At 62.2% G+C, this 22,721-nt stretch carries 22 protein-coding genes and 1 tRNA gene; 15 read left to right on the forward strand and 8 right to left on the reverse strand.

Annotation, left to right across the window (positions count from 1 at the left end):
• Window positions 1-87: 87 nt before the first annotated feature.
• Entirely contained in the window at window positions 88-1,200 is a 1,113-nt protein-coding gene (locus AC0L2A_RS27400) for a pyridoxal phosphate-dependent aminotransferase (protein ID WP_473611445.1), read from the reverse strand.
• A 157-nt stretch (window positions 1,201-1,357) separates the two neighbouring features.
• Between AC0L2A_RS27400 and AC0L2A_RS27405 the strand changes: the two genes are divergently transcribed.
• Window positions 1,358-3,037: a tetratricopeptide repeat-containing sulfotransferase family protein gene (locus tag AC0L2A_RS27405; RefSeq protein WP_473611446.1), complete on the forward strand. Its 1,680-nt coding sequence runs from the start codon at window positions 1,358-1,360 to the stop codon at window positions 3,035-3,037.
• 331 nt (window positions 3,038-3,368) lie between these two features.
• On the opposite strand, the gene AC0L2A_RS27410 is transcribed toward AC0L2A_RS27405, so the two are convergent.
• From AC0L2A_RS27410 to AC0L2A_RS27425, 4 genes are all read right to left on the reverse strand, one after another.
• The gene (locus tag AC0L2A_RS27410) at window positions 3,369-4,583 is read right to left on the reverse strand and encodes a porin (RefSeq protein WP_473611447.1); all 1,215 of its coding nucleotides are present in this window, start codon (window positions 4,581-4,583) and stop codon (window positions 3,369-3,371) included.
• Between the two features lie 415 nt (window positions 4,584-4,998).
• Window positions 4,999-5,089: transfer RNA gene (locus tag AC0L2A_RS27415), tRNA-Ser, on the reverse strand.
• A 52-nt stretch (window positions 5,090-5,141) separates the two neighbouring features.
• A complete protein-coding gene (locus AC0L2A_RS27420; protein ID WP_473611449.1) occupies window positions 5,142-6,050 on the reverse strand; it encodes an alpha/beta fold hydrolase in 909 nt (302 codons plus the stop codon).
• A gap of 241 nt (window positions 6,051-6,291) precedes the next feature.
• Complete coding sequence (locus AC0L2A_RS27425; protein ID WP_473611450.1) at window positions 6,292-8,346, reverse strand: lytic transglycosylase domain-containing protein; 2,055 nt, start codon at window positions 8,344-8,346, stop codon at window positions 6,292-6,294.
• A 334-nt stretch (window positions 8,347-8,680) separates the two neighbouring features.
• Here AC0L2A_RS27425 and dapA point away from each other — a divergent pair, with 334 nt between their 5' ends.
• From dapA to AC0L2A_RS27440, 3 genes are all read left to right on the forward strand, one after another.
• Window positions 8,681-9,562: a 4-hydroxy-tetrahydrodipicolinate synthase gene (gene dapA / locus AC0L2A_RS27430; protein WP_023800777.1), complete on the forward strand. Its 882-nt coding sequence runs from the start codon at window positions 8,681-8,683 to the stop codon at window positions 9,560-9,562.
• 246 nt (window positions 9,563-9,808) lie between these two features.
• Window positions 9,809-10,288 carry an SsrA-binding protein SmpB gene (smpB, locus tag AC0L2A_RS27435; protein WP_128172698.1) on the forward strand — a complete coding sequence of 160 codons (480 nt, stop codon included), beginning with the start codon at window positions 9,809-9,811 and terminating at the stop codon, window positions 10,286-10,288.
• Between the two features lie 118 nt (window positions 10,289-10,406).
• Entirely contained in the window at window positions 10,407-11,150 is a 744-nt protein-coding gene (locus AC0L2A_RS27440) for a glycoside hydrolase family 25 protein (protein ID WP_473611451.1), read from the forward strand.
• Here AC0L2A_RS27440 and AC0L2A_RS27445 read toward each other — a convergent pair.
• Both AC0L2A_RS27445 and AC0L2A_RS27450 read right to left on the reverse strand, forming a co-directional pair.
• The gene (locus AC0L2A_RS27445) at window positions 11,119-11,796 is read right to left on the reverse strand and encodes a uracil-DNA glycosylase (RefSeq protein WP_473611453.1); all 678 of its coding nucleotides are present in this window, start codon (window positions 11,794-11,796) and stop codon (window positions 11,119-11,121) included. The genes AC0L2A_RS27440 and AC0L2A_RS27445 overlap by 32 nt on opposite strands.
• Window positions 11,793-12,374: a LabA-like NYN domain-containing protein gene (locus tag AC0L2A_RS27450; protein WP_027152732.1), complete on the reverse strand. Its 582-nt coding sequence runs from the start codon at window positions 12,372-12,374 to the stop codon at window positions 11,793-11,795. Before AC0L2A_RS27450 ends, AC0L2A_RS27445 begins: the two co-directional genes overlap by 4 nt.
• A 320-nt stretch (window positions 12,375-12,694) precedes the next feature.
• On the opposite strand from AC0L2A_RS27450, the gene rpoZ reads away from it, so the two are divergent.
• The 4 genes from rpoZ (at window position 12,695) to AC0L2A_RS27470 (ending at window position 16,653) form a co-directional block, all read left to right on the forward strand.
• Complete coding sequence (rpoZ, locus tag AC0L2A_RS27455) at window positions 12,695-13,096, forward strand: DNA-directed RNA polymerase subunit omega (RefSeq protein ID WP_023800772.1); 402 nt, start codon at window positions 12,695-12,697, stop codon at window positions 13,094-13,096.
• 111 nt (window positions 13,097-13,207) lie between these two features.
• Window positions 13,208-15,436, forward strand: coding sequence for a RelA/SpoT family protein (locus AC0L2A_RS27460; protein ID WP_473611454.1), 2,229 nt, complete (start codon window positions 13,208-13,210; stop codon window positions 15,434-15,436).
• Window positions 15,437-15,584: 148 nt separating this feature from the next.
• Window positions 15,585-16,163 (forward strand): orotate phosphoribosyltransferase, encoded by a 579-nt coding sequence (gene pyrE / locus AC0L2A_RS27465; protein ID WP_023800770.1) that lies wholly within the window; start codon window positions 15,585-15,587, stop codon window positions 16,161-16,163.
• Between the two features lie 109 nt (window positions 16,164-16,272).
• Complete coding sequence (locus AC0L2A_RS27470; RefSeq protein ID WP_473611456.1) at window positions 16,273-16,653, forward strand: VOC family protein; 381 nt, start codon at window positions 16,273-16,275, stop codon at window positions 16,651-16,653.
• 115 nt (window positions 16,654-16,768) lie between these two features.
• Here AC0L2A_RS27470 and AC0L2A_RS27475 read toward each other — a convergent pair whose 3' ends face one another.
• Window positions 16,769-17,272, reverse strand: a complete 504-nt coding sequence (locus AC0L2A_RS27475; RefSeq protein WP_287258587.1) for a MarR family winged helix-turn-helix transcriptional regulator — start codon at window positions 17,270-17,272, stop codon at window positions 16,769-16,771.
• 83 nt (window positions 17,273-17,355) lie between these two features.
• Here AC0L2A_RS27475 and AC0L2A_RS27480 point away from each other — a divergent pair, with 83 nt between their 5' ends.
• The 7 genes from AC0L2A_RS27480 to AC0L2A_RS27510 all read left to right on the forward strand — a co-directional run bounded on the left by AC0L2A_RS27480 (window position 17,356) and on the right by AC0L2A_RS27510 (window position 22,703).
• The gene (locus AC0L2A_RS27480) at window positions 17,356-17,901 is read left to right on the forward strand and encodes a DUF417 family protein (protein ID WP_128171001.1); all 546 of its coding nucleotides are present in this window, start codon (window positions 17,356-17,358) and stop codon (window positions 17,899-17,901) included.
• A 3-nt stretch (window positions 17,902-17,904) separates the two neighbouring features.
• Window positions 17,905-18,474, forward strand: a complete 570-nt coding sequence (locus tag AC0L2A_RS27485; RefSeq protein WP_473611457.1) for a putative glycolipid-binding domain-containing protein — start codon at window positions 17,905-17,907, stop codon at window positions 18,472-18,474.
• A 364-nt stretch (window positions 18,475-18,838) separates the two neighbouring features.
• On the forward strand, window positions 18,839-19,240 hold the full coding sequence (acpS, locus tag AC0L2A_RS27490) for a holo-ACP synthase (protein ID WP_023800765.1): 402 nt from the start codon (window positions 18,839-18,841) through the stop codon (window positions 19,238-19,240).
• A gap of 89 nt (window positions 19,241-19,329) precedes the next feature.
• Window positions 19,330-20,079, forward strand: coding sequence for a signal peptidase I (gene lepB, locus AC0L2A_RS27495; RefSeq protein WP_287064369.1), 750 nt, complete (start codon window positions 19,330-19,332; stop codon window positions 20,077-20,079).
• A 3-nt stretch (window positions 20,080-20,082) separates the two neighbouring features.
• A complete protein-coding gene (gene rnc, locus AC0L2A_RS27500) occupies window positions 20,083-20,808 on the forward strand; it encodes a ribonuclease III (protein ID WP_473611459.1) in 726 nt (241 codons plus the stop codon).
• Window positions 20,805-21,737: a GTPase Era gene (gene era, locus AC0L2A_RS27505; RefSeq protein WP_473516766.1), complete on the forward strand. Its 933-nt coding sequence runs from the start codon at window positions 20,805-20,807 to the stop codon at window positions 21,735-21,737. The genes rnc and era overlap by 4 nt, the downstream gene beginning before the upstream one ends.
• A gap of 42 nt (window positions 21,738-21,779) precedes the next feature.
• Window positions 21,780-22,703 carry an aminoglycoside phosphotransferase family protein gene (locus AC0L2A_RS27510; protein WP_473611460.1) on the forward strand — a complete coding sequence of 308 codons (924 nt, stop codon included), beginning with the start codon at window positions 21,780-21,782 and terminating at the stop codon, window positions 22,701-22,703.
• Window positions 22,704-22,721 lie beyond the last annotated feature (18 nt).

Consider the following 22,721-nt stretch of genomic DNA (forward strand, 5'->3'; position numbering starts at 1 on the left):
GACAGCACTCCGTCCAACACCCCTCAACCGTCTCGGCGCTGCGCGCCGATCCACCTTCTCCCACAAGGGGAGAAGGAAGAGCGCCTTTCAGTTCCCCCGTGCCGCCGCCAGCGCACCCGGCAATTCCTCGGCAAAAATGTCGAGCTCGTGGTCGAGGCCGACGCTGACCCTGATGCAGCGGTCGAGCACCGGCACCATCGGCTTGCGGATGAACACATCGCGCGACAAAAGCGCCTGCAGCACCTTCAGCGCGAAGGCGCCGTCGCCGCCGCAGTCTATGGTGACGAAATTGGTAGCTGAGGGCAGCGGCTTCAGCCCGTTCGCTTCGGCTATTTCAGCGATGCGCCGGCGGCCGGAAGCGACGCGCGCCACCACGCTTTGCAGATAATCCTGATCGGCCAGCGCCTCGACGCCGGCGATCTGCGCCATGCGGCTGACGCCGTAGTGGTTGCGGATCTTCTCGAAATCGCGGATCACCTGGGCGTCGGCCACCGCATAGCCGCAGCGTATGCCGGCCAGCCCGTAGGCTTTCGAGAAGGTGCGCATGCGGATGACGTTCGGCCGCGACACGTCGATCGGCGGCAGCGCCGAGGCAGGGCCCAATTCGCCATAGGCCTCGTCGAGCACCAGCATGGTGGTCTCCGGCAGGGCTTCGATGAAGCGGATGAGCTCCGCCGCCTCCCACCAACTGCCCATCGGATTGTCCGGATTGGACAGGTAGACCAGCGGCGCTTTGTCCCTGGTGATCGCAGCCAACAGGCCGTCCAGGCTTTCCCGGTCGTTCTCGTAGGGGACCGCGACCAGCCGGCCGCCGACGCCGGCAATATGGAAATTGAAGGTCGGATAGGCGCCGAGCGAGGTGACCACCGCGTCGCCAGATGCCACATACATGCGCGCCACCAGGCTGAGTAACCCGTCTATGCCTTCGCCGACCACCACGTTTTCGGCACCAACGCCAAGATGCGCGGCAACGGTCACCTTCAAATCGTGATTGTCGGGATCACAATACATCCACATGTCGCGGGCGATGCCGGCCATGCGGGCTATGACGCGCGGTGAGGGGCCAAAACTGCTCTCATTGGCGCCGATGCGGGCGCGAAACGCGCGGCCGCGATCCCGCTCCTGCGCCTCCGGGCCGACAAACGGCACCGTCGAAGGAAGCGCGCTGACGATCGGCGTGAGGGGAGGGCGCTGGCGCATGGCAAAGGCTCGCTCGAAAAGGGGCTCGCTCGAAAAGGGCCTTCTTGCTAGCGCGGCACAGGTAACCGCGCAAGCTCCCGCCTTGGCTGCAGCCAGCATGCTGGATTCCCACCGCACTTTTTGCTAGCGAGATATTTCTTTTTGCTAGCGAGATATCATGAACAATCGACTCCCGCCTGCCTGGTCAAAGCACATCAAGCCCGGACCCGCGCCAAAAGTGAAGGGGCCGATAGTGAAGCCTTTGGTGAGCCCGCAGAAAGCAAGCGCCCAATCGCGTGCGCAGGCCGACGACGCATTGCTGAAACAGGCATATGCCTTTCAGCAGGCCAAGCGGCTCGACGAGGCTCAGGACCTATGCCTTCGGGTTCTGGAGCGCACGCCAAACCATCCGCTCGCCTTGTACATCCTGGGGACCATATACCTGGGTTACGACGATGAGCGGGCTTTGCGATATTTCGCACGGGCGGTCGGCGAGGAACCTAAAAACCCCTACTACCACCTCAGCCTGGGCGAGGCCTATGTGAAGGTCAGCGAGTATGCGCCAGCAATCAAGCATATGCAGTATGCCCTGGAACTGAAGCCCGGCCTTATCGAAGCACTTTGTGCATTGGGGCGTACTTACACGGCGTTCGACAAGCCCGACATGGCTTTGCCGCTTTACGAGAAGGCGCTGAAAATCAACCGCGATCATCCCAAGGTGCGAGCCGGGCTGGCCAGCGCGCTCAGCGGCCTGGGGCGTATGGATGAAGCCGCCGCCTATCTGAGAGAAGCAATCGCACGTCGTATTGGCGTGCCTTCTGCCTACAACGACCTTGTACAGACGCGAAACTTCACCGAGGAGCCCGAGGAGCTAGAGTCCATCCTTCGTGAGCTCGGCAATCCGAAACTTGGTTCGGAAGGCGCGCAGCAACTCCATCACGCCGCCGGCAAGGTGCTGAACGATCTCAAGCGCTATGACGAGGCATTCGACCATTTCAACAAGGCGAAACAGGCCTCCGGCCAAAGGTTCGATATCGATCTGTATCGTCGGTGGGTCGATTCAATGATTGAAACCGTCACGCCGGACTTTTTGGCTGCCAGGGCCGGCTATGGAAATCCTTCCGACGCGCCTGTGTTCGTGGTTGGCATGCCCCGCTCGGGGACCACGCTCACCGAGCAGATCTGCGCCAGCCATCCCGACATTCATGGCGCAGGGGAGCTTAGCAAACTGAGTCGGGTTGCTAATGCGATCGGCCTCAAGACATCATCGGCTGGTGATTTGAACCAGCCGATCACCTCGATCACGGAAGACCTGTCCAGAACCTTGGCCGAAGAGCATCTGTCCTATTTGCGGGAGCGGGCGCCTGCCGCACTTCGCGTCGTGGACAAGACGCCGCACAATTTTGAACTGATCGGCCTTATCGGGCTTCTTTTCCCCAACGCGCGCATCATTCATTGCCGACGTGATGCCATCGACAATTGCGTCTCCTGCTTCGTCCTCAACTTCAGCGAGGCACACAGCTACAACACCGACCTGACAACACTAGGCCTGTACTATCGCGAATATGACCGCCTGATGCGGCACTGGAACGAGGTCTTTCCAGGCCTTATCTTCGAAAACCGCTACGAAGCGCTGGTCGACGACCAGGAAGCCCAGTCACGCCGCCTGATAGGTTATCTCGGGCTGCCTTGGGATGACGCCTGCCTGCGCTTTTTCGACAGGGATGGTTCGGTCAACACGCCCAGCCGCTGGCAGGTTCGCCAACCGATCTACAAATCGTCGGTCAAGCGCTGGAAGAATTATGAAAACGAAATTCAGCCGCTGATACAGTCGCTGGGCGATCTTGCTGAGATTTGACCGGGGCTCTTCCTTCTCCCCTTGTGGGAGAAGGTGGCCGAGCGAAGCTCGGTCGGATGAGGGGTGCTCCAGCTTGGCACCGCCGGCACTCCGTCCAACACCCCTCAACCGTCTTGGCGCTGCGCGCCAATCCACCTTCTCCCACAGGGGGAGAAGGAAGAGCCCTGTCCGGCAGGACAGAGGGGGGCGCGAAGGATCGCTGCTGACTTCGTTCTGCGCAGTTGTCGGCTGAGTATCGGCGCCCCCAAGCATTCCGGCCTTGACAGCCACGCCGACACGAAAAAAACCCGGCGGTTGCCCGCCGGGTTCGAGTTCAGTCAAACGCTGCTAATTAGAACGAGCGCTGGAAGCGGAGCATGCCGCCGAGGCTGTCTTCGTCGTCCGCACCGGTCCAGTTGGAGAAGTCGGGCTCGTCGAAGTCGCCGGCGTGCAGGTAATCGACTTCGGCCGTGATCGTCAGGCCCGGAACGATGTCATAGGCGATGTTGGCAGCGATGCCGAGGTTTTCGCCTTCGTCATACGAGATCTGGGTATTGAACGAGGTCTTCTCGTTGATGGTGTAGGTGCCACCGCCCCAGACCGCCCAGTTGCCGCTCCACAGCTTGTACATGCCGCGGCCGCCGGCGACGGGTGTTGCGAAGCCGGGATCCTCGTAGTTGTCGTCAGTGCCGTAGCCGGCCATGATGAACAGCGACAGGTTCTCCATTGGGGTGACGTCGAGGCGAACCTTGCCGGCCACTTCTTCGTAGTTGGCGTCGTAAGCAATGACGCCGGTGATGGCGCCCCAGCCCTGCGTCCACTTCACGCCGCCGACAACATGCGGAACATAGCTGTCGATCGTGAAGTCGCCATAACCTTGTTCGAGCGAGACCACGGCCGAGAAGCCATTGCCGGCGTCGAAGTAGTACTGGACGACGTTGGTGTCGAAACCGCCGTAGGGAACCAGCGTATCCTGGATGACGTTGCCGGCGTAGCCGATGAACGTATCGTAGGCCGATTCGTCTTTACCGACGCGCAGGCCGCCGAGCTGGATCCAGGCGAAGTTCAGCGAAATGCCTTTGTTCTCGGCAGGGTTAGCGACAATGATAGTCTCACCTGGCAGCGCGGGCAGCGGACCGGCGCCGTCCGGATCGGGACCGGGGACGTATGTGCTGCTGACGTGCCGGTTCCGGTTGCCGAAGTTGAAGCGGGTCTCGGTGTAGGTCTTCAAGGTGCCGAGCTCGGTTTCCTGGCCGGTCCAGGTCTTCAGGTTAAAGCGGGCCTGCTTGTAGTACGTGTCCTGGATGTCGCCGTCCTCGACGTCGAAGTTCTCGGCACCGTCGAACGAGCCGACGTCGCCGACGCCGATGTCGTAGCGGACATAGCCGCCGATGCGCAGGCAGGTCTCGGTGCCGGGGATGTAGAAATAGCCAGCGCCGTAGACGTCGCAGATGCGGACGTATTCAGCGGGTTCCGGCTCGGCGACGACGACGGCGTCGGCGGCGCGCGCACCGGAAACTGCGACCAGAGCCGCAGCGGAGCCAAGAAGAAGGCTCTTGATGTTCATTTTCTGACCTCCAGTCAAAAGTTAAAAAACGGGTCTGGGTATTCTTTGCTGAAGGACAGCGTTCCCTGCCCCATCCCCACTACCGAAAAAGATGCGCACCGCGCCGCTCCTTCGAACCCGACATTACCCATGAGGCGGCGGCGTTCAACAACCATCGCATCGGCGAAAGGTCTGTGCAGGCGCTATCACCCTGCCTTGTTGCACAAATGACACGATTTGGCCTCACTCGGAAAGCTCCCGTTAACCATTGCGCCGCCGGAGACAGGTTGGAGACCCATTGGGCCAGCCCTTGCAATCCGGCCGATTCCGGCAATTGCCTGCCGCAATTGCGGCGATGTCTGTGAGTCGCCGGCCAAGGCATTGCCGCAGAATCGCCGCATGGCGAAAAGCGGCGAGCGCGAAGCGCGAAGCGGGATGGCGGAGAGGATGGGATTCGAACCCACGAGAAGCTTTTGACCTCTACTCCCTTAGCAGGGGAGCGCCTTCGACCACTCGGCCACCTCTCCGTTGCGCTGGTGGATAAAGAAAAGCGCCGGCACAATCAACAAGCCTGACCCATTATCGTTGAAAAAACCGGCTCCCGGCGAAGCGTTGCTCGGTCCTGTCCAGAAAAGCGGCGATGGCGCCGGGCAGGCCGCCGGTCTCGAGGAAAGGCGCATGGCCCTGGCCTTCGACCGTGATCGTCTCGACACAAGGATGACGGTTTCGCATCTGTTCGAAGGTCTCGGCGGACAGCAGCTTCGAATTGGCGCCGCGGATGGCGAGCAAGGGTATTGCCGCCAGTGCCTCGAACTGCGGCCACACGTCTGGCAGCTTCTGGGTCAGGTCGAGTCCCGCCAGCGTCTCGACCAGATTCGGATCGAAATCCGGCAATAATCCTCCACCCGTATCTCGGTAGAGCGCCGCTGCCATCCGCTCCCAATCCGCCTCGGTCAGGGCAGGAAAGTCGCTGCCATGCGCGCCGCGCTGGGCGCCGACGGCCTCGGCGTGGGTTTTCGGCTTCGGCGCGCGCTCGAGATAGGAGCGGATATGGGCGAGACCGCCGGCCTCGAGCACCGGGCCGATATCGTTGAGCACGATAGCCCGCAGGACTGCCGGCCGCATCACGCCAAGCACATGGATGATCAGCCCGCCGCGTGACGTGCCGATGAACGCCGCTTCCTCGATGCCCAGCGCCGCCAACCCGGCGAGGATATCACCGGCTTCGACGCCGATATTGTAGTGGCCGATATCGGGGTCGTAGGCGGATTGCCCGCGCCCGCGATAGTCGAAAGCGACGATTTTTCGCGGCGTTTGCGCCCGCCGGGACAGATGCAGCGCCAGCTCATGAAAATCGCGGCTATTGCGGGTCAGGCCAGGCAGGCAGACGACCGGCCAGTGGCCGGAATTCGCTTCGCCATAGATGCGGGCGTGGAGTTCAAGCCCGTCCGGCGAGGCGTAGAAGAAGTCGGAAAAACCGCTCGACATTTTGGGACTCGATTCCTCTGGATTGTGCTGATTGCTACAGGCGAGATGTGTCTGCGGGACAGTACCCCCCTCTGTCCTGCCGGACATCTCCCCCGCAAGGGGGGAGATCGGCGGTTTCAACGCCTCGCCTTCTCTCAAACGCTGGAGATTGGCGAAAGCCACCGTGACATCCGATCTCCCCCCTTGCGGGGGAGATGCCCGGCAGGGCAGAGGGGGGTGCTTCGCCCGAACGCTGGACGGATCAACTCCGCCCGTTCACCAGGTCCCCGACAATGTCGTACTTGCCGGAAATACGCATCTTGTAGACTTCGTAATTCTCCATCACGCGCTGGACGTAACTTCTTGTTTCGGTATAGGGAATCCGCTCGATCCAGTCGATGACGGCGTCGATGTCCTTGCCGCGCGGGTCGCCGTATCTGGCCACCCACTGGGCGGCGCGGCCGGGGCCGGCATTGTAGCCGGCGAAGGTCAGCACATAGGAGCCGTCGAAGCGGCCGAGCTGCTCGCCGAGGAAGGCGGCGCCCAGGGTCGCATTGTAGCCGGCGTCGGTGGTCAGCCGCGCCTGCGAGAAGGTCATTCCGGCCTTGTCAGCCAATTGCCTGGCGGTCGCCGGCATCAGCTGCAGCAGGCCACGTGCGCCGGCGCTGGAGACGGCGCCGATGTTGAACTCGCTTTCCTGGCGGGCGATCGCATAGGCCAGCGCCTTGCCGGAGCCGGAAATGTTGGCGGTCTCGGGAATGGCGCCGAGCGGATGCGACAGCGCCCCGACATCGATGCCGCGCGCGCCGGCGATCTTGCCGACCTTCAGCGCCAGGAAGTGATTGCCCTGCTTTTCCGCCATCGCGGCCAGCAGCGCCAGCTCTCCGGGACTGCTCAACTGTCCGGCGAGGTCGCGGTAAAGCGTGTCGGCGTAGCGCTGATAGCCCGCCTGCTGCAGTCGCCTGATGGCGCAGACCGCCTCGCGGCTGGAAAAATTCCGGTGATCGCTGGCGCTCGGCTGCGGATGGGCGATGTTGAGGACCTGCCGGCCGACGCGCTCACCGGCGAGCTGGCCGTAGAACGTCGTGCCGTAGGCGGCGGCACGGCTAAAATAATCCCTGGCGCTGCCGGGGCCGCCGGCTTCGGCCGTACGGCCGAGCCAATAGTAGGCGCGCGACAGCGATATCGGCCCCTGCGCGAGACCGGCGATCCGCTCAAAATGCTTGGCAGCGGTGGTGGGATCGTTGAGGCCGCGCAGCGCGTACCAGCCGGCATGAAACTCCGCATCCGCCGCGTTGGCAGCAGTTTCGCCGGCGTGTGCGGCGACTATCCTGTAGGCGGTCTTCATGTCGCCCTGGTCGACCAGTTCGCGCGACAGAACCCGGCGCTCGGCCCACCAGGCATCCGGGTCGATCAGAGCGTTGCGGTCGCTCGGCGCCTTCATCACCATTGCGGCGGCGTCGGAAAACTTCTGCTGCTTGCGCAGATATTGGGCTTGGGCGAAGAGATAGCCGGCCGAACGCTGCGCGGCGGGCACCGCCTTCAGCAGTCTGGCCGCGTTCTTGTCGACCGCATTCTTGTCGCCCTTGTCCGCCGCGGCCCAGGCGTCGGCCAGCTGCCGGGCGCCGGCAAGGCCGGCGACGCGCAGCGCCGAACTGACCCGGTCGGCATAAAACATGCGCTCCATGCGGAAACGGTGGTCTGCTGCGGGGATCAGCGTGCCGAATTCCTGGATGATCGCCGCCTCGTCCCTGGCTTGCAGTTTTTCGGTGCGCCAGAAAGGCGACAGCACCGAGCGCGCCGCCTGGACGTTGCCCTGCGAGACATAGGAGCGGGCGAGGATCACCACGCCCTCGGCTGTTTGCGGCTGGCTGCCGCCGAATGCCTGCACCACGATCTCAGGCACGGGGTTCTCGCGGTAGAGCGCGCGCTCGCTGTTCTTGCGCAAGGCGATCATGCCCGGCCATTTCGGCAGCATTTTCGCAGCATTGGCGATGTCGCCGCTTGGCACCCTGTCGCCGCCATAGAACGCGATCGCCCAGGCAAGGATGTGCTGGTCGAGCGAATTGACCGGCAGGGCGTCGCGCACCTGGCGCGCACCGGCAACGTCGTTTGCCGCCAGCGCATCGAGGCCGCTCTTCAACCTGGCGACGCTGGCGGGAGGGGATTGCGGACCCTGCAGGCCGGTATCCTGCAGGTTTGGCTTCGGAATGGTCGACGTGACCTGTACATCGACCTTGCCGGCGGCCACAAGGGTCGGCGTCAACAGGAGAATTGCGCCAAGCAGCGCGAAAAAATGAGGCTGCCGGGTCGGCATCGTCTTCATCATTTCCTGTCTTGCACAATCACCAACAGGCACAGATCAACTGAAGCCTAGTTGGCTGTGGTGAAGAGCCTGTAAACGGGGCCATCGAAGTCGTTCAAAATTGCGCTTGCTGACATTCTTGGCATGCTTGCCGCGCAACAATGTCGAGACTATGGTGCGCCGCTTCGCTTTCGGCTAGAAGGCGCGCACGACAAAACACCTGCAGCGCCGTGCGTCGTCTCGGACGCGCAAAGGACGCTGTGACACTTTAAATTTGGCGCATGATCTTTCCGTGAATCGGCTCCGATTTTCGGGCTCGTGCGCCAGTCCCAAGGAGTTGGACGACATGCTGAGAGGCTCGCTTACCGCGCTCGTGACACCGTTCGAAAAGAGCGGCCGTTTCGACGAGAAAGCGTTTCGCGCCTTCATCGCCTGGCAGATCGCTGAAGGCACGACCGGCGTGGTTCCGGTCGGCACCACCGGCGAGTCGCCGACGCTGTCGCATGACGAGCACCGCCACGTCGTCAAAGTGTGCGTCGAGGTGGCAAAGGGCCGCGTTCCGGTCGTCGCCGGCGCCGGCTCCAACAACACCGAGGAGGCGGTTGGCCTGGTGCAATATGCCGAGAAGGCGGGCGCCGACGCGGCACTCGTCGTCACGCCCTACTACAACCGGCCGACGCAGCGCGGCCTCTATGCGCATTTCGCTGCCGTCGCCAAAGCGACCAGCCTGCCGATCATCATCTACAACATTCCGCCGCGCTCGGTGATCGACATGATGCCCGAGACGATGGGCCAGCTGGTGCATGACTTCAAGAACATCGTCGGCGTCAAGGACGCCACCGGCAAGGTCGAGCGGGTTTCCGAGCAGCGTGCCACCTGCGGCAAGGATTTCATCCAGCTTTCCGGCGAGGACGCCTCGGCGCTCGGCTTCAACGCCCATGGCGGCGTCGGCTGCATCTCGGTGACGGCGAATGTCGCGCCGCGGCTGTGCGCCGAATTCCAGGAGGCGACGCTTTCCGGCGACAACGCCAAGGCGCTGGACTTGCAGGACCGCCTGCTGCCGCTGCACAAGGCGATTTTCCTGGAACCCGGCGTGTCCGGCGCAAAATATGCGCTGTCGAAGCTCGGCAAGGTCGAGAATGTGCTGCGTTCGCCGCTGGTCACCGTCGAGCAGTCGACCGCCGAGAAGATCGATGCGGCCATGAAGCACGCCGGCTTGATTAACTAGCGAGCCCGTTTGGAAACTCTACTCCTGCGGCCAACTGAAGGCGTCACCTGCGCTTCCGGTGCTCACGTACTATATGTACGCTCCGCTCCGGTTCTCGCATGGCCCCGAAAGCGTTCGCTTTCGGAAAGGACCATGCGCAAACTCAGACTTCTAGAGCGTCCTTTGCGCGTTTAAAAAACGCGCGGCGCTCTAGTGCCACCATCATCTGACTCGCAGGAGCGAGTTTCGAAACGGACTCTAGTCGTCATGAACCAGGTCAGAAAAGCCGATCCCAACAACAAGACCGTTGCGGAAAACCGCAAGGCGCGGTTTTCCTATGAGGTGCTCGACACGATCGAGGCCGGCCTGGTGCTGACCGGCACCGAGGTGAAGTCGCTGCGCCAGGGCCAGGCCAACATCCAGGACAGCTACGCCTCAGTCGAGGGCGGCGAGATCTGGCTGATCAACTCCTATCTGCCGGAATATCTGCAGGCCAACCGCTTCAACCATGAGCCGCGCCGGCGCCGCAAACTCCTGCTCAACAAGCGCGAGATGGCCAAGCTGTCGCAGAGTGTCGATCGCGAAGGCATGACGCTGGTGCCGCTAAAAATCTATTTCAATGAAAAAGGCAGGGCGAAGCTTTTGCTCGCCGTCGGCCGCGGCAAGAAACTGCACGACAAGCGCGAGACCGAAAAGCAGCGCGACTGGTCGCGCGAAAAGGGCCGGCTGCTGAAGGAGCGTGGGTGAGGAGCGGTCCGCGAAGCGGACGAAAAGCCAACGATTTGGCTTTTCGAGCGACGAACGCCCGGAGCCTTAGCGGAGGGCAGGGCGGTTCAACAGGGATAGGCCTCTTTTGAAGAACCGGATGAGGTACCGGATTGTCCTTTGGGGGGCGGCCAGCCTGATCCTGGCGTGCCTTGTCACGGCCGCCGGCTATTTCTACTTCCAACCGTTTTCTCCGGACCGCGGCAAATATCCGGTCAGGGGCATCGACGTTTCGCATCATCAACGACAGATCGACTGGCGGCGTGTTGCCGCCGATGATGTCGCCTTCGCCATCATCAAGGCAACTGAAGGCGGCGACCATGTCGACGATGCCTTCGCCGCCAATCTGAGCGAGGCGCGTGCGGCTGGTCTGGCGGTCGGCGCCTATCATTTCTTCACCTTCTGCAGGCCTGGCGCCGATCAGGCGAAGAATTTCATCTCCGTCGTGCCGCGCGATCAAACGCTGCTGCCGCCGGTGGTGGATATCGAATTCGTCGGCAATTGCCCGCGGCGGCCATCGCCCGAAGCATTGAGCGTTGAACTCTCGGCTTTCCTCGGCCCTGTCGAGGCAGCTTTCGGCAAGTCGGCGATCCTCTATGTGACCGACGACGCGGCACGGGCCTATGCCGGCCAGATCGTCGGTCGCCGGCGCTGGGTTCGTTCGCTGGCGCTGCAGCCAGGTCATGACGACTGGATCTATTGGCAGTATCACGACAGCGGTCGCGTCGACGGCATCACCGGCGATGTCGATCTGAATGTGCTTCAGGGCGGGCCGGAGAAATTGGCCGAGCTGTTTGCGTCACCGCCCGAATCTATCTCTCCAGAAACGCCGCTATCTCCCTGAAGACGTTGACGAACATTGCCTCCGTCAGCACGCCGGTGTTGGTGTTGTAGCGCGAGCAATGATAGCTGGAAAACAGCGTCACGCCATTGGTTTGCTGCTGCCCGCCATGCTTGAACGGATAAGCGGCGACACGCTGGCCGAGCGCCCGCACGGTCGACTGGTGCGCGATCGAGCCCAGCGCCAGCACGGCGCGCAGGTTCTTGAACCGCGCGATCGTCGGCACCAGGAACGTCCGGCAGGTGGCAATCTCGGCGCCCGCCGGCTTGTTGTCCGGCGGCACGCAGCGAACTGCATTGGTAATCGCCGTGCCGACAAGCTCCAGCCCGTCATCGGGCCGCGCCTTGAATTGGCCACGGGCAAAGCCGTGTGCGATCAGCGTGTTGTAGAGCAGGTCGCCGGCAAAATCGCCGGTGAAGGGGCGTCCGGTGCGGTTTGCGCCGCGCAGGCCCGGCGCCAGTCCGACGATCAGCAGCCGCACCGCATCCTCGCCCTCGGGTGGCAGGAAGGTCGGCACTGGTGCATTGAACCAGGACGGCTCGCGCTGCCGCCATAGCGCGATAAAATCATGCAGCCGCGGGCAGAGCGGGCAATCGCGATCGGGCTCGGAGGACGCGACCAGGGGAGCGGTCGGGGCCGCCGCCGTCAATACTCGTCCTCGTCGACTTCGGCCGGTTCGGGCCGGCGCACCGGCCGCTCGGACGGATCGCGGCCGACATCGCTCTTCAAGGTCACCAGGTCGATGAAATGATCCGCCTGGCGGCGCAGGTCGTCGGAAATCATCGGCGGCTGCGAAGCCATGGTCGAGACGATCGAGACCTTGCGCCCGCGCCGCTGCAGCGCCTCGACCAGCGTGCGGAAATCGCCGTCGCCGGAAAAGATGACATAGTGGTCGACGACATCGGCGAGTTCCAGTGCATCGACGGTCAGCTCGATGTCCATATTGCCCTTGATCTTGCGGCGGCCGGTCGAGTCGGTGAACTCCTTGGCCGGCTTGGTCACCACCTTGAAGCCATTATAGTCGAGCCAATCGATCAGCGGCCGGATCGAGGAATATTCCTGATCCTCGACCAGCGCGGTGTAGTAGTAGGCACGCAGCAGGTAGCCGCGCTTCTGGAAGTTCGACAAAAGCCTGCGGTAGTCGATGTCGAAGCCGAGCGCGCGCGACGTGGCGTAAAGATTGGCACCGTCGATGAAAAGAGCGATTTTCTCACGAGGGTCGAACATGGAAATATTCCTTTTCGAAAATAAGCGGTCGTCTAAATGCGCGTGACTATCGGTCGGCTTGAAATAACCGGCTGACCTTCGTCATTCGAGATAACGCCGGTTTTACGGCAATCCAAGGGTATGATGCTGCATAGCAAGCAATTGTGATCGGTGCCGCATGTCGCAGGCTGCGCGCGCCCAGACTGGCCTTGGCCAGACCCCGGGCCCAGGCCCCCAGGCCCGGCATTGTCCGGCACTGCCAAAAAGCTTGTATTTTGGCGGCGTTCGGGTTATGGACCACGCCTGTTTTCCATCAAATCCAGGCATGAAAGGGGCAGCTCATGGCCCGCGTAACCGTTGAAGATTGCATCGACAAGGTCAACAACCGCTTCGAGCTCGTGCTTCTGGCCGGCCACCGCGCCCGTCAGATCAGCCAGGGCGCGCAGATCACCGTTCCTCGTGACAACGACAAGAATCCGGTCATCGCGCTGCGCGAGATCGCCGAGGAGACATTGTCGCCCGACGACCTCAAGGAAGACCTGATCCACTCGCTGCAGAAGCATGTCGAGGTCGACGAGCCGGAAGCCGACGGCGAGGCGATCGCCGACCAGACCGGTACCGCCGCTGCGGCAACCGACGCCGACGACACCGAGGACAACATCACCTTCGACCGCATGACCGAGGAAGACCTCCTGGCCGGCATCGAAGGTCTGGTGCCGCCGGAAAAAAGCGACGATTATTGATCTTCCCACCGGCCGCCGACACTTTCGCGCCGGCGGTTTCGTGGTTATCTATGACATGCGCCGTACGCCAGTGCGGCGCATGATTCATTTCAGCACTGCGAGATCCCGCCCATGATGCGTCAGTATGAGCTTGTCGAGCGCGTCCAGCGCTACAAGCCTGACGTCAACGAGGCGCTGCTCAACAAGGCCTATGTCTACGCCATGCAGAAGCATGGTCACCAGAAGCGCGCCTCCGGCGATCCCTATTTCTCGCATCCGCTCGAAGTTGCCGCCATCCTCACCGAAATGCACATGGATGAGGCGACCATCGCGGTTGCCTTGCTGCACGACACGATCGAGGACACCACGGCGACCAGGGCCGAGATCGACGAGCTGTTCGGTCCGGAAATGGGCAAGCTGGTCGAAGGCCTGACCAAGCTGAAGAAACTCGACCTCGTCTCCAAAAAGGCCGAGCAGGCGGAAAACCTGCGCAAGCTGTTGCTGGCGATATCGGAAGACGTTCGCGTGCTGCTGGTCAAGCTTGCCGACCGCTTGCACAACATGCGCACCCTCGACCATGTGCCCGAAGCCAAGCGCCTGCGCATCGCCGAGGAAACGATGGAGATCTATGCGCCGCTGGCCGGGCGCATGGGCATGCAAGGCATGCGCGAGGAGCTCGAGGAGATCGCCTTTCGCTTCATCAATCCCGAAGCCTACCGCGCCGTTACCGCGCGGCTCGCCGAAATCTTCGAGCGCAACAAGGATGTGCTGTCCGAGATCGAGAAGGCGCTATCCACGCTGTTCGACAAATATGCGATCAAGGCCGAGGTCAAGAGCCGTCAGAAGAAGCCGTGGTCGGTGTTTCGCAAGATGGAGGCCAAGGCGCTGTCCTTCGAGCAGCTGTCCGACATTTTCGGCTTTCGCGTGGTCGTCGATACCGTCGAGGACTGCTACCGGGCGCTCGGCGCCATCCACACCACGTGGTCGATGGTGCCCGGCCGCTTCAAGGACTACATCTCGACGCCGAAGCAGAACGACTACCGTTCGATCCACACCACCATCGTCGGACCGTCGCGGCAGCGCGTCGAGCTGCAGATCCGCACCTATCAGATGAACAAGATCGCCGAATATGGCGTTGCCGCGCATTCGATCTACAAGGACAGCGGCGGCAAGGTGAACGGCACTGCCCATGCGATCTCGAAGGAGACCAACGCCTATGCCTGGCTGCGACGCACCATCGAGCAGCTTGCCGAAGGCGACAATCCCGAGGACTTCCTCGAAAACACCAAGCTGGAACTGTTCCAGGACCAGGTATTCTGCTTCACGCCCAAGGGAATGCTGATCGCGCTGCCGCGCGGCGCCACGCCGATCGACTTCGCCTATGCGGTGCACACCGATGTCGGTGACACCTGCGTCGGCGCCAAGGTCAACGGCCGCATCATGCCGCTGATGACCGAGCTGAAGAATGGCGACGAGGTCGAGATCATCCGCTCCAAGGCGCAGGTGCCGCCGGCGGCATGGGAATCGGTCGTCGTCACCGGCAAGGCGCGCTCGGCGATCCGCCGCGCCACCAAGAATGCCATCCGCAAGCAGTATTCGGGTCTCGGCATCCGCATACTGGAACGCGCCTTCGAACGGTCAGGCAAAATTTTTACCAAGGAAAGCTTGAAATCGGTGCTTCATCGGCTGGCACGCAAGGACATCGAGGATGTGCTGGCCTCTGTCGGCCGCGGCGAACTTGCCTCTACCGATGTCATCAAGGCGGTGTTTCCCGACTACAAGGACGAGCGCATCACGCTGGCGGCGCCCAAGCAGCGCGAGGAGGGCTGGTCGAAGATCCGCAACGCCGCCGGCATGCTGTTCCAGATTCCGGGCCGCGCCGCACGCAAGGACAAGGACCAACCAAGGGACGGCGCCGTACCGATCCGCGGCGTGCGCGGCGACCTGCCGGTGCGCTTCGCGCCGGAAGGTGCCGTGCCCGGCGACCGCATCGTCGGCATCGTGCAGCCGGGGACCGGCATCACCATCTATCCGATCCAGTCGCCGGCGCTGCAGGCCTTCGACGACCAGCCAGAACGCTGGATCGACGTGCGCTGGGACATTGACGAGCGCACCAAGGAGCGGTTTCCGGCGCGCGTCTCGGTCACCGCCATCAACGCGCCGGGCTCGCTGGCCGACATTGCGCAGGTCGTTGCATCCAACGACGCCAACATCCATACATTGTCGATGGTGCGCACCGCGCCTGATTTCACCGAAATGCTGATCGATCTCGAAGTCTGGGACCTGAAGCACCTGAACCGGCTGCTGTCGCAGCTCAAGGACAATTCGAGCGTCAGCGACGCACGGCGGGTGAATGGGTGAATGGCGAGAATAGTGAATAGTGAATAGTGAATAGTGAATAGTGAATAGTGAATAGTGAATAGTGAATAGTGAATAGTGAAAGAAGGGCGCTCTCACTGCCGACTACTGACTATTCACCATTCACCATTCACCATGGACGGAGCGAACAATGAACACCGACGAAGTGCTGGGCGTTTTCCGTGAAGCCGGTGCCGTTCTCGAAGGGCATTTCATCCTGACATCGGGCTTGCGTAGCCCGGTCTTCCTGCAGAAGGCGCGGGTCTTCATGCATGCCGACAAGACCGAGCGCCTGTGCAAGGCGCTGGCCCAAAAAATCCGCGCTGCTGTGTCCGGCAGGATCGATTACGTCGTCGGCCCGGCGATCGGCGGGCTGATCCCGGCTTACGAAACCTCGCGCCATCTTGGCGCACCGGCGATCTGGGTCGAGCGGGAAGCGGGCGAGTTCAGGCTCCGCCGCTTCGAGATCGCCAGCGGGTCGCGCGTCGTCATCGTCGAGGACATCGTCACCACCGGCCTGTCGATCCGCGAGACCATCGACTGCCTGCGCGCGCTTGGCGCCGAGGTGGTTGCCGCTGCCTGCATCATCGACCGCTCGGCCGGCAAGACCGATGTCGGCGTGCCGCTGATCGCGCTCGCCGAATATGAGGTTCCGGCCTACCCGGCCGACAGGCTGCCGCCCGAGCTTGCCGCCATACCGCCTGTCAAGCCGGGCAGCCGCAACATTTAAGGCATGTCGCCTAAAAGCATGCCTTGGGCTTGAACCGGGGCTTGAACCGAGGGTGCGTAGCGGTTTTGGGACACGACCTGCTAAAACAAACATTAACTGAGGCGCTACCGTGATTACCGGCATCGATCATTTCGTGCTGACCGTTCGCTCCGTCGAAGACACCTGCGCCTTCTATCAGCGCGTGCTCGGCTTCAAGCGCCTCGACGAGCCGGACCGGCCGACGGCGCTGCTGTTTGGAACGCAAAAGATCAAAGTGCATGAGGCAGGCCACACTTTCGAGCCGAAGGCCAAGGCGCCAACGCCGGGCTCCGCGGATTTTTGCCTGGTCGCCGCGCGCCCGCTCTCGGAGATATGTGCCAGCCTGGCTGCCAATGGCGTGGCGATAGAAGTCGGGCCGGTCGAGCGGATCGGAGCCCTTGGCCCGATGATGTCCGTCTATTTCCGCGATCCGGACGGCAATCTCGTCGAGATCAGCTGGTACAACAGGTAACCGGAATTTCGGCGCGAACGAGCGCATCGGCAAGTCGGCTTGCGGGCAACCGTGTTCATGCCCGCCGCAGCCATCATCGAGGTGCGACGCGCTTTAGTTTTGCCAAAGCCACAGCTCAGGCCAGTTCCGCTTCCACAGGGCAGTCAAGGCAAGCGGTATAGTTGCAGAGCCGGCAAATACGGTATGCATGGTCCTCGGTGCTGACGAGCCCACGCAACAGCTTGGCGGCAAGATTACCGAATTCCTGCAACTCCTCCTGACTTAGAACAGCGAGCGCTGACACGAGCCCTTTCTGGCGAGCGGAAAGAATAGCACTGCAGGTCGTCTCGCCCAGAGGAGTGAGCCTTAGCGCTACCGCGCGATGGTCGTCAGGCGCCGAGAACCGAGCCGCCAATCCATCCGCGACCAGTCGATCGACCAGTCTGACGGTGCCCGAATGGGACAGTGACAATGCGCGGCGCAGCCTCTCGATCGACAGGCCCGGTACGTGGCCAATGAGGGTGATCGCGGAAGCCGCTGGGCCGGGCTCCGGTGCTTTGGCCTGAGCGTCCCGCTGCAAAATGTCCGCAAAGGCGAGCGCTAGAGCGCCAATCACATTTTCAATCCTGGAATCGGTCATTGCCAAAAAATATATGCTCGGAGCATATACATCAAGGTCGAATTATTATATGCTTGGAGCATACAAATCGAAAGGAGAAGGCCATGTTTACCTCTGCAACCGCCAACGCTCCGTTCGTGGCGCGCATCAATCAAGCTGGCTACCACCTTGCTGCCGTCGGTCGCGCGGTAACCCTTTTGGGGGTGGTGCTTCCTCTGCTGTTGATCGGCATTTTGAAATTTACTGCAATCGAGATCGAGGCGCTTAGGCCATTCGTCGAGAATACGCCTTGGCTGGCATGGCTCTATCCCGCATTCGGATTTGCGGGAGCCTCCTACTTCCTGGGCGTGGTCGAACTGGTCACAGCGCTTCTGCTGATAGCATCTGTCCGCAGCGTTTGGGCCGGCCTCGTGGGGGGTGCCATCGGCTCAGTCATCTTCGCGCTGACATCCTCGACAATGCTCACCCTGCCGATCTGGGAAACGGGCTCCGGAGGGTTTCCCTTCCTCAACGGGTTAGGTGCCTTTCTGATCAAGGATGTCGCCTTGCTCGGAGTGAGCCTGGTCATATTGGGGAGCAGCCTTCAGCAACTCGTATCCGACCTCGGCCGAAAAATTGATCGTGGTGATGAACAACGCATCGAGAGGTGAGAGATGTCTCTACTCGCTATCTGGCGCAGGACGGACGAACCAGGGCACGATGTCGTGCAGCTAAAGCAGACAGACCTCGGCTGGCACTTGAATGGAGCCGCTGTATACCTGTCGGATGCGGGCCCGGCACGCTTGGAATACACTGTGCAACTGGCCGAAGATTGGACGACCAAATCCGGCAGCGTTCGCGGGTTCATCGGTTCCCAGTCAGTTGATCTCACAATCATCCGCAACGAGACCGGCTGGACTGTCAATGGGCAGCGGCAGCCGGCGGTTCAGTCGATGGTGGACCTGGACTACAGCTTTACGCCGGCGACGAACCTGCAACAAATTCGCAGAATGAACCTGAAGGTCGGCGACAAGGCGGATTTTCCGGTGGCTTGGCTGGTGGCTGGCGCGTCGAGTTTGGTTGTTTTGCCGCAAAGCTACCATCGTGTGAGTGAGACCGAGTATGTTTACGAGGCTCCCACAGTGCCTTACCGTGCCACGCTGCTCATTCCCGAGGCTGGCTTTGCCGAGGATTACCCCGACGGCTGGGTTTTCGAGACCGGCAACGCCGGCCGCGCACTATAGGATTGCGGCTGAAGCTTGGCGCTCGCAAGCTGACATCCATGCAACTTGCTGCTTCGGGGCAAGGCGAACCCGTCGCATTTGGTTACCTCCTGTGGCAGACCATCGCGGCAGCGATTCGTTGTCTTGGGACTTGGGTGTCGCTATATCGAAGCCTTGATTGCCTTCCGGCGTGCTTGAAGACCCGCTACCGGGTGGCCGGGGCCGGCGTATTGGATCAGGACAGGGACAGAGTGCTTTTTCGACGCCGCAAGCCTGATGGTCTTCTCGAGCGGGTGCGCACCTACGTATGGCCACGCCGCTCTTTCTCGCGCTCCATGCGCCTGACGAACAGAGCTGGAACGGCCGGACGGGAAGTTCCCGCTCAATGATCATTGGCATCGGCAGCGACCTGATCGATATCAGACGCATCGAAAAATCGTTGGAACGCCATGGCCAGCGCTTCATCCAGCGTATCTACACCGAGGTCGAACAGGCCCGCTCCGAAAACCGCGGCGCCCGCGCCGCCTCTTATGCCAAGCGTTTTGCTGCCAAGGAGGCGTGCGCCAAGGCGCTGGGCACCGGTATGGCGCAAGGGGTGTTCTGGCGCGACATGGGCGTCGTCAATCTGGCTAGCGGCAAGCCGACCATGGCGTTGACCGGCGGGGCGGCGGCGCAGTTGGACAAGATCCTGCCTGAAGGGCACAGAGCGGCGATCCACCTCACCATCACCGATGATTTTCCACTTGCTCAAGCCTTTGTGATAATCGAGGCGATGCCCGTCGAATAAGCGCCATATTGATCGCATCTGACCACCGGCATGACGTTGCCCAGCGCGCGCCGAGACTCTATACCAACCAACGCATAATCGAGGACGACATGAGCGTGGCTGAAAAATCCCAGAAGAAATCCGGCGGGCTTGGCGAAACCGTCAGCGTCATCGTCCAGGCGCTGTTGCTCGCTCTGGTCATCCGCACGCTTCTTTTCCAGCCATTTTCTATACCGTCCGGGTCGATGCGGCCGACCTTGCTCGAAGGCGACTATCTCTTCGTCACCAAATGGTCCTATGGCTTCTCGCGCTATTCGCTGCCGTTCGGGCCGGACCTGTTTTCGGGCCGCATCTGGGGCGCCGAGCCGAAGCGCGGCGACGTGGCGGTGTTCAAGTTCCCGCCGGACCCCTCCGTCGACTACATCAAGCGCGTCGTCGGCCTGCCGGGCGACAAGATCCAGGTCAAGGATGGCCAGCTCTTCATCAACGGCGTCGGCGTGCAGCGCCAGAAGGTCGGGCAGATCGACAATCGCGACATCACCGAGGAGAGCGGGCCGGTCGACGTCTATCGCGAGACATTGCCGAATGGCGTCAGCTATGACACGCTCGACCTGATACCCAACTCGATCGGTGACAACACCCAGGAGTTCGACGTGCCGCCCGGCCACTATTTCATGATGGGCGACAACAGAGACAATTCCTCGGACAGCCGCTTCACCGTCGGTTTCGTGCCCGACGAGAACCTGGTCGGTCGCGCCAACCTCATCTTCTTCTCGATCGGTGGCAGCGCCAGCCCGCTCGAAATCTGGAAATGGCCGTCGCAGATGCGCGCGTCGCGCCTGCTCCATTTCGTCAAATAGGTCATGGTGGCGACAAAACGGCTGACCGTCGACGCGCTCGCCGAAGCGCTCATGGAGCGCACCGGCCACGCCTTTGCCGATCGACTGCGCTTGCAGCGCGCGCTGACCCATGCCAGCGCCCGCAGCAGCCATGCCGGCATTGACTATGAGCGTTTCGAATTCCTGGGCGACCGCGTCCTCGGCCTGGTCGTCGCCGACATGCTGCTGGCGGCGTATCCTGATGCTGCCGAAGGTGAGCTGTCGCTCCGGCTCAACGCGCTGGTCAATGCCGAGGTGCTGGCGGACATCGCCGAGGAGATCGGCCTGCCGGAGCTGATCCGTGCCGGCTCGGACGTACGCGGCCTGGACGGGCGCAAACGCGTCAATCTGCGGGCTGATGCGTTGGAATCGCTGATCGCCGTGCTCTATCTCGACGGCGGGCTGGAGGCGGCCCGCGCCTTCATCCACAGATACTGGCGGCCGCGCTCGCAGGCCATCGGCGCCGCCCGCCGCGATGCCAAGACCGAGTTGCAGGAATGGGCGCATCAGGCGGCAGGCGCCGTGCCGGTCTACATAATTGACAACCGCGAGGGACCGGACCACGATCCGCTGTTCACCGTCACCGTCAAGGTCGGCGCCTATCCGCCGGCGACCGGCAGCGGGCGCTCCAAGCGCGAGGCCGAGCAAACCGCCGCGACTGCGCTGCTGTTGCGCGAAGGCGTCTGGCTGAACAAGGGGAGCGCGGTATGACCGCCACCGAAGACGTCCCGCCGGCAACAGAAGCCGCCACCACGCATTCCGGCTTCGTTGCGCTGATCGGCGCGCCGAATGCGGGAAAATCGACGCTGGTCAACCAATTGGTCGGCGCCAAGGTGTCGATCGTCACCCACAAGGTGCAGACGACGCGCGCCATCGTGCGCGGCATCGCCATCCACAACAACGCACAGATCGTCTTCGTCGACACGCCGGGCATTTTCAGGCCGAAGCGGCGGTTGGACACGGCGATGGTGACGACCGCCTGGGGTGGCGCCAAGGACGCCGACATCGTGCTGCTGCTGATCGACGCCGAGCGTGGCATCAGGGGCGACGCCGACGCGATCCTCGAACGGCTGAAGGATGTCCGCCAGCCGATGGTGCTGATCCTCAACAAGGTCGACCGGGTCAAGCCCGAGGCGCTGCTGGCCCTGTCCGCGGCAGCGAATGAAAGAGTGCCGTTCAAGCGCACCTTCATGGTCTCGGCGCTAACCGGGTCGGGCTGCAAGGACGTGCTCGACTATCTCTCGGAAACCCTGCCTGCCGGCCCCTGGTATTACCCGGAAGACCAGATCTCCGACCTGCCGATGCGTCAGCTGGCGGCCGAGATCACTCGCGAAAAGCTCTATCTCAGGCTGCATCAGGAACTGCCCTATTCCTCCCATATCGAGACCGAGAAATGGGAAGAGAAGAAGGACGGCTCGGTGCGCATCGACCAGACCATCTATGTCGAGCGTGACAGCCAGAAGAAGATCGTGCTCGGCCACAAGGGTGAGACGATCCGTGCCATCGGCCAGGCGGCACGCATGGAGATATCCGGTATCCTCGAACAGAAGGTGCATCTTTTCCTGTTCGTCAAGGTGCGCGAGAACTGGGGCGACGACCCCGAGCGCTATCGCGAGATGGGGCTGGAGTTTCCGCATTAGAGCATGTTCCCGAAAAGTGGGAGCCGGTTTTCGGAAAAGATCATGCTCGAACAAGAAGTCACTATCGATACAGCCCTCGTGAGCCGGTTGGTCGCCACGCAATTTCCCCGATGGAAGGATCTTGCTGTCCGGCCGGTTGCATCAGGCGGATGGGACAACAGGACCTTTCATCTCGGAGACCATATGCTGGTGAGGCTGCCGAGTGCGGCCGCCTATGCCTTGCAGGTCGAAAAGGAACATCGCTGGCTGCCAAGGCTTGCGCCTCTGCTGCCGCTGCCTGTCCCGGTCCCGCTGGCGATGGGAGCCCCGGCCGACGACTATCCCTGGCATTGGTCCGTCTACCGCTGGATCGAAGGCGAGACGGCGACGCTGGAGCGTATTGCCAGCCTGCCGCAATTCGCGGCCGGCCTGGCCCAATTCCTGGTCGCCCTGCAACGGGTCGATCCCGCCGGTGGACCGGCGCCAGGGCAGCACAATTTTTTTCGCGGCGGACCACTGAGTGTCTATGACGGTGAGACCCGGCAAGCAATTGCAGCCCTCGACGGCAGGATCGACACGGTCGCCGCGAGTGCGGTGTGGGATGCAGCGCTTGCCGCGACATGGCACGGCGCGCCCGTCTGGTTCCACGGCGACGTCAGTTGGGGAAACCTGTTGGTCAGCCAAGGTGCTTTGAGCGCCGTGATCGACTTCGGAACTTCAGGCGTGGGCGATCCCTCGTGCGACTTGGCGATTGCGTGGACGCTCTTCGAAGGGAAAAGCCGAGAGGTGTTTCGCGCCGGTCTTCAGGCCGATGAGGCAACCTGGGCGCGAGGCCGTGGCTGGGTGCTATGGAAAGCGCTGATTACGGTCGCCGGCCATATAGACATCAATCCAATCGAGGTTGAAAAGTCGCGACGCGTGATCGATGAAGTGCTTGCCGATCACCTCCGCGCGGATCGCCGCGGAGGGCACCGACACAGCGCCTGAAAAACTTGATTTCGCCAC

The sequence above is a fragment of the Mesorhizobium sp. WSM4844 genome (assembly GCF_055811775.1).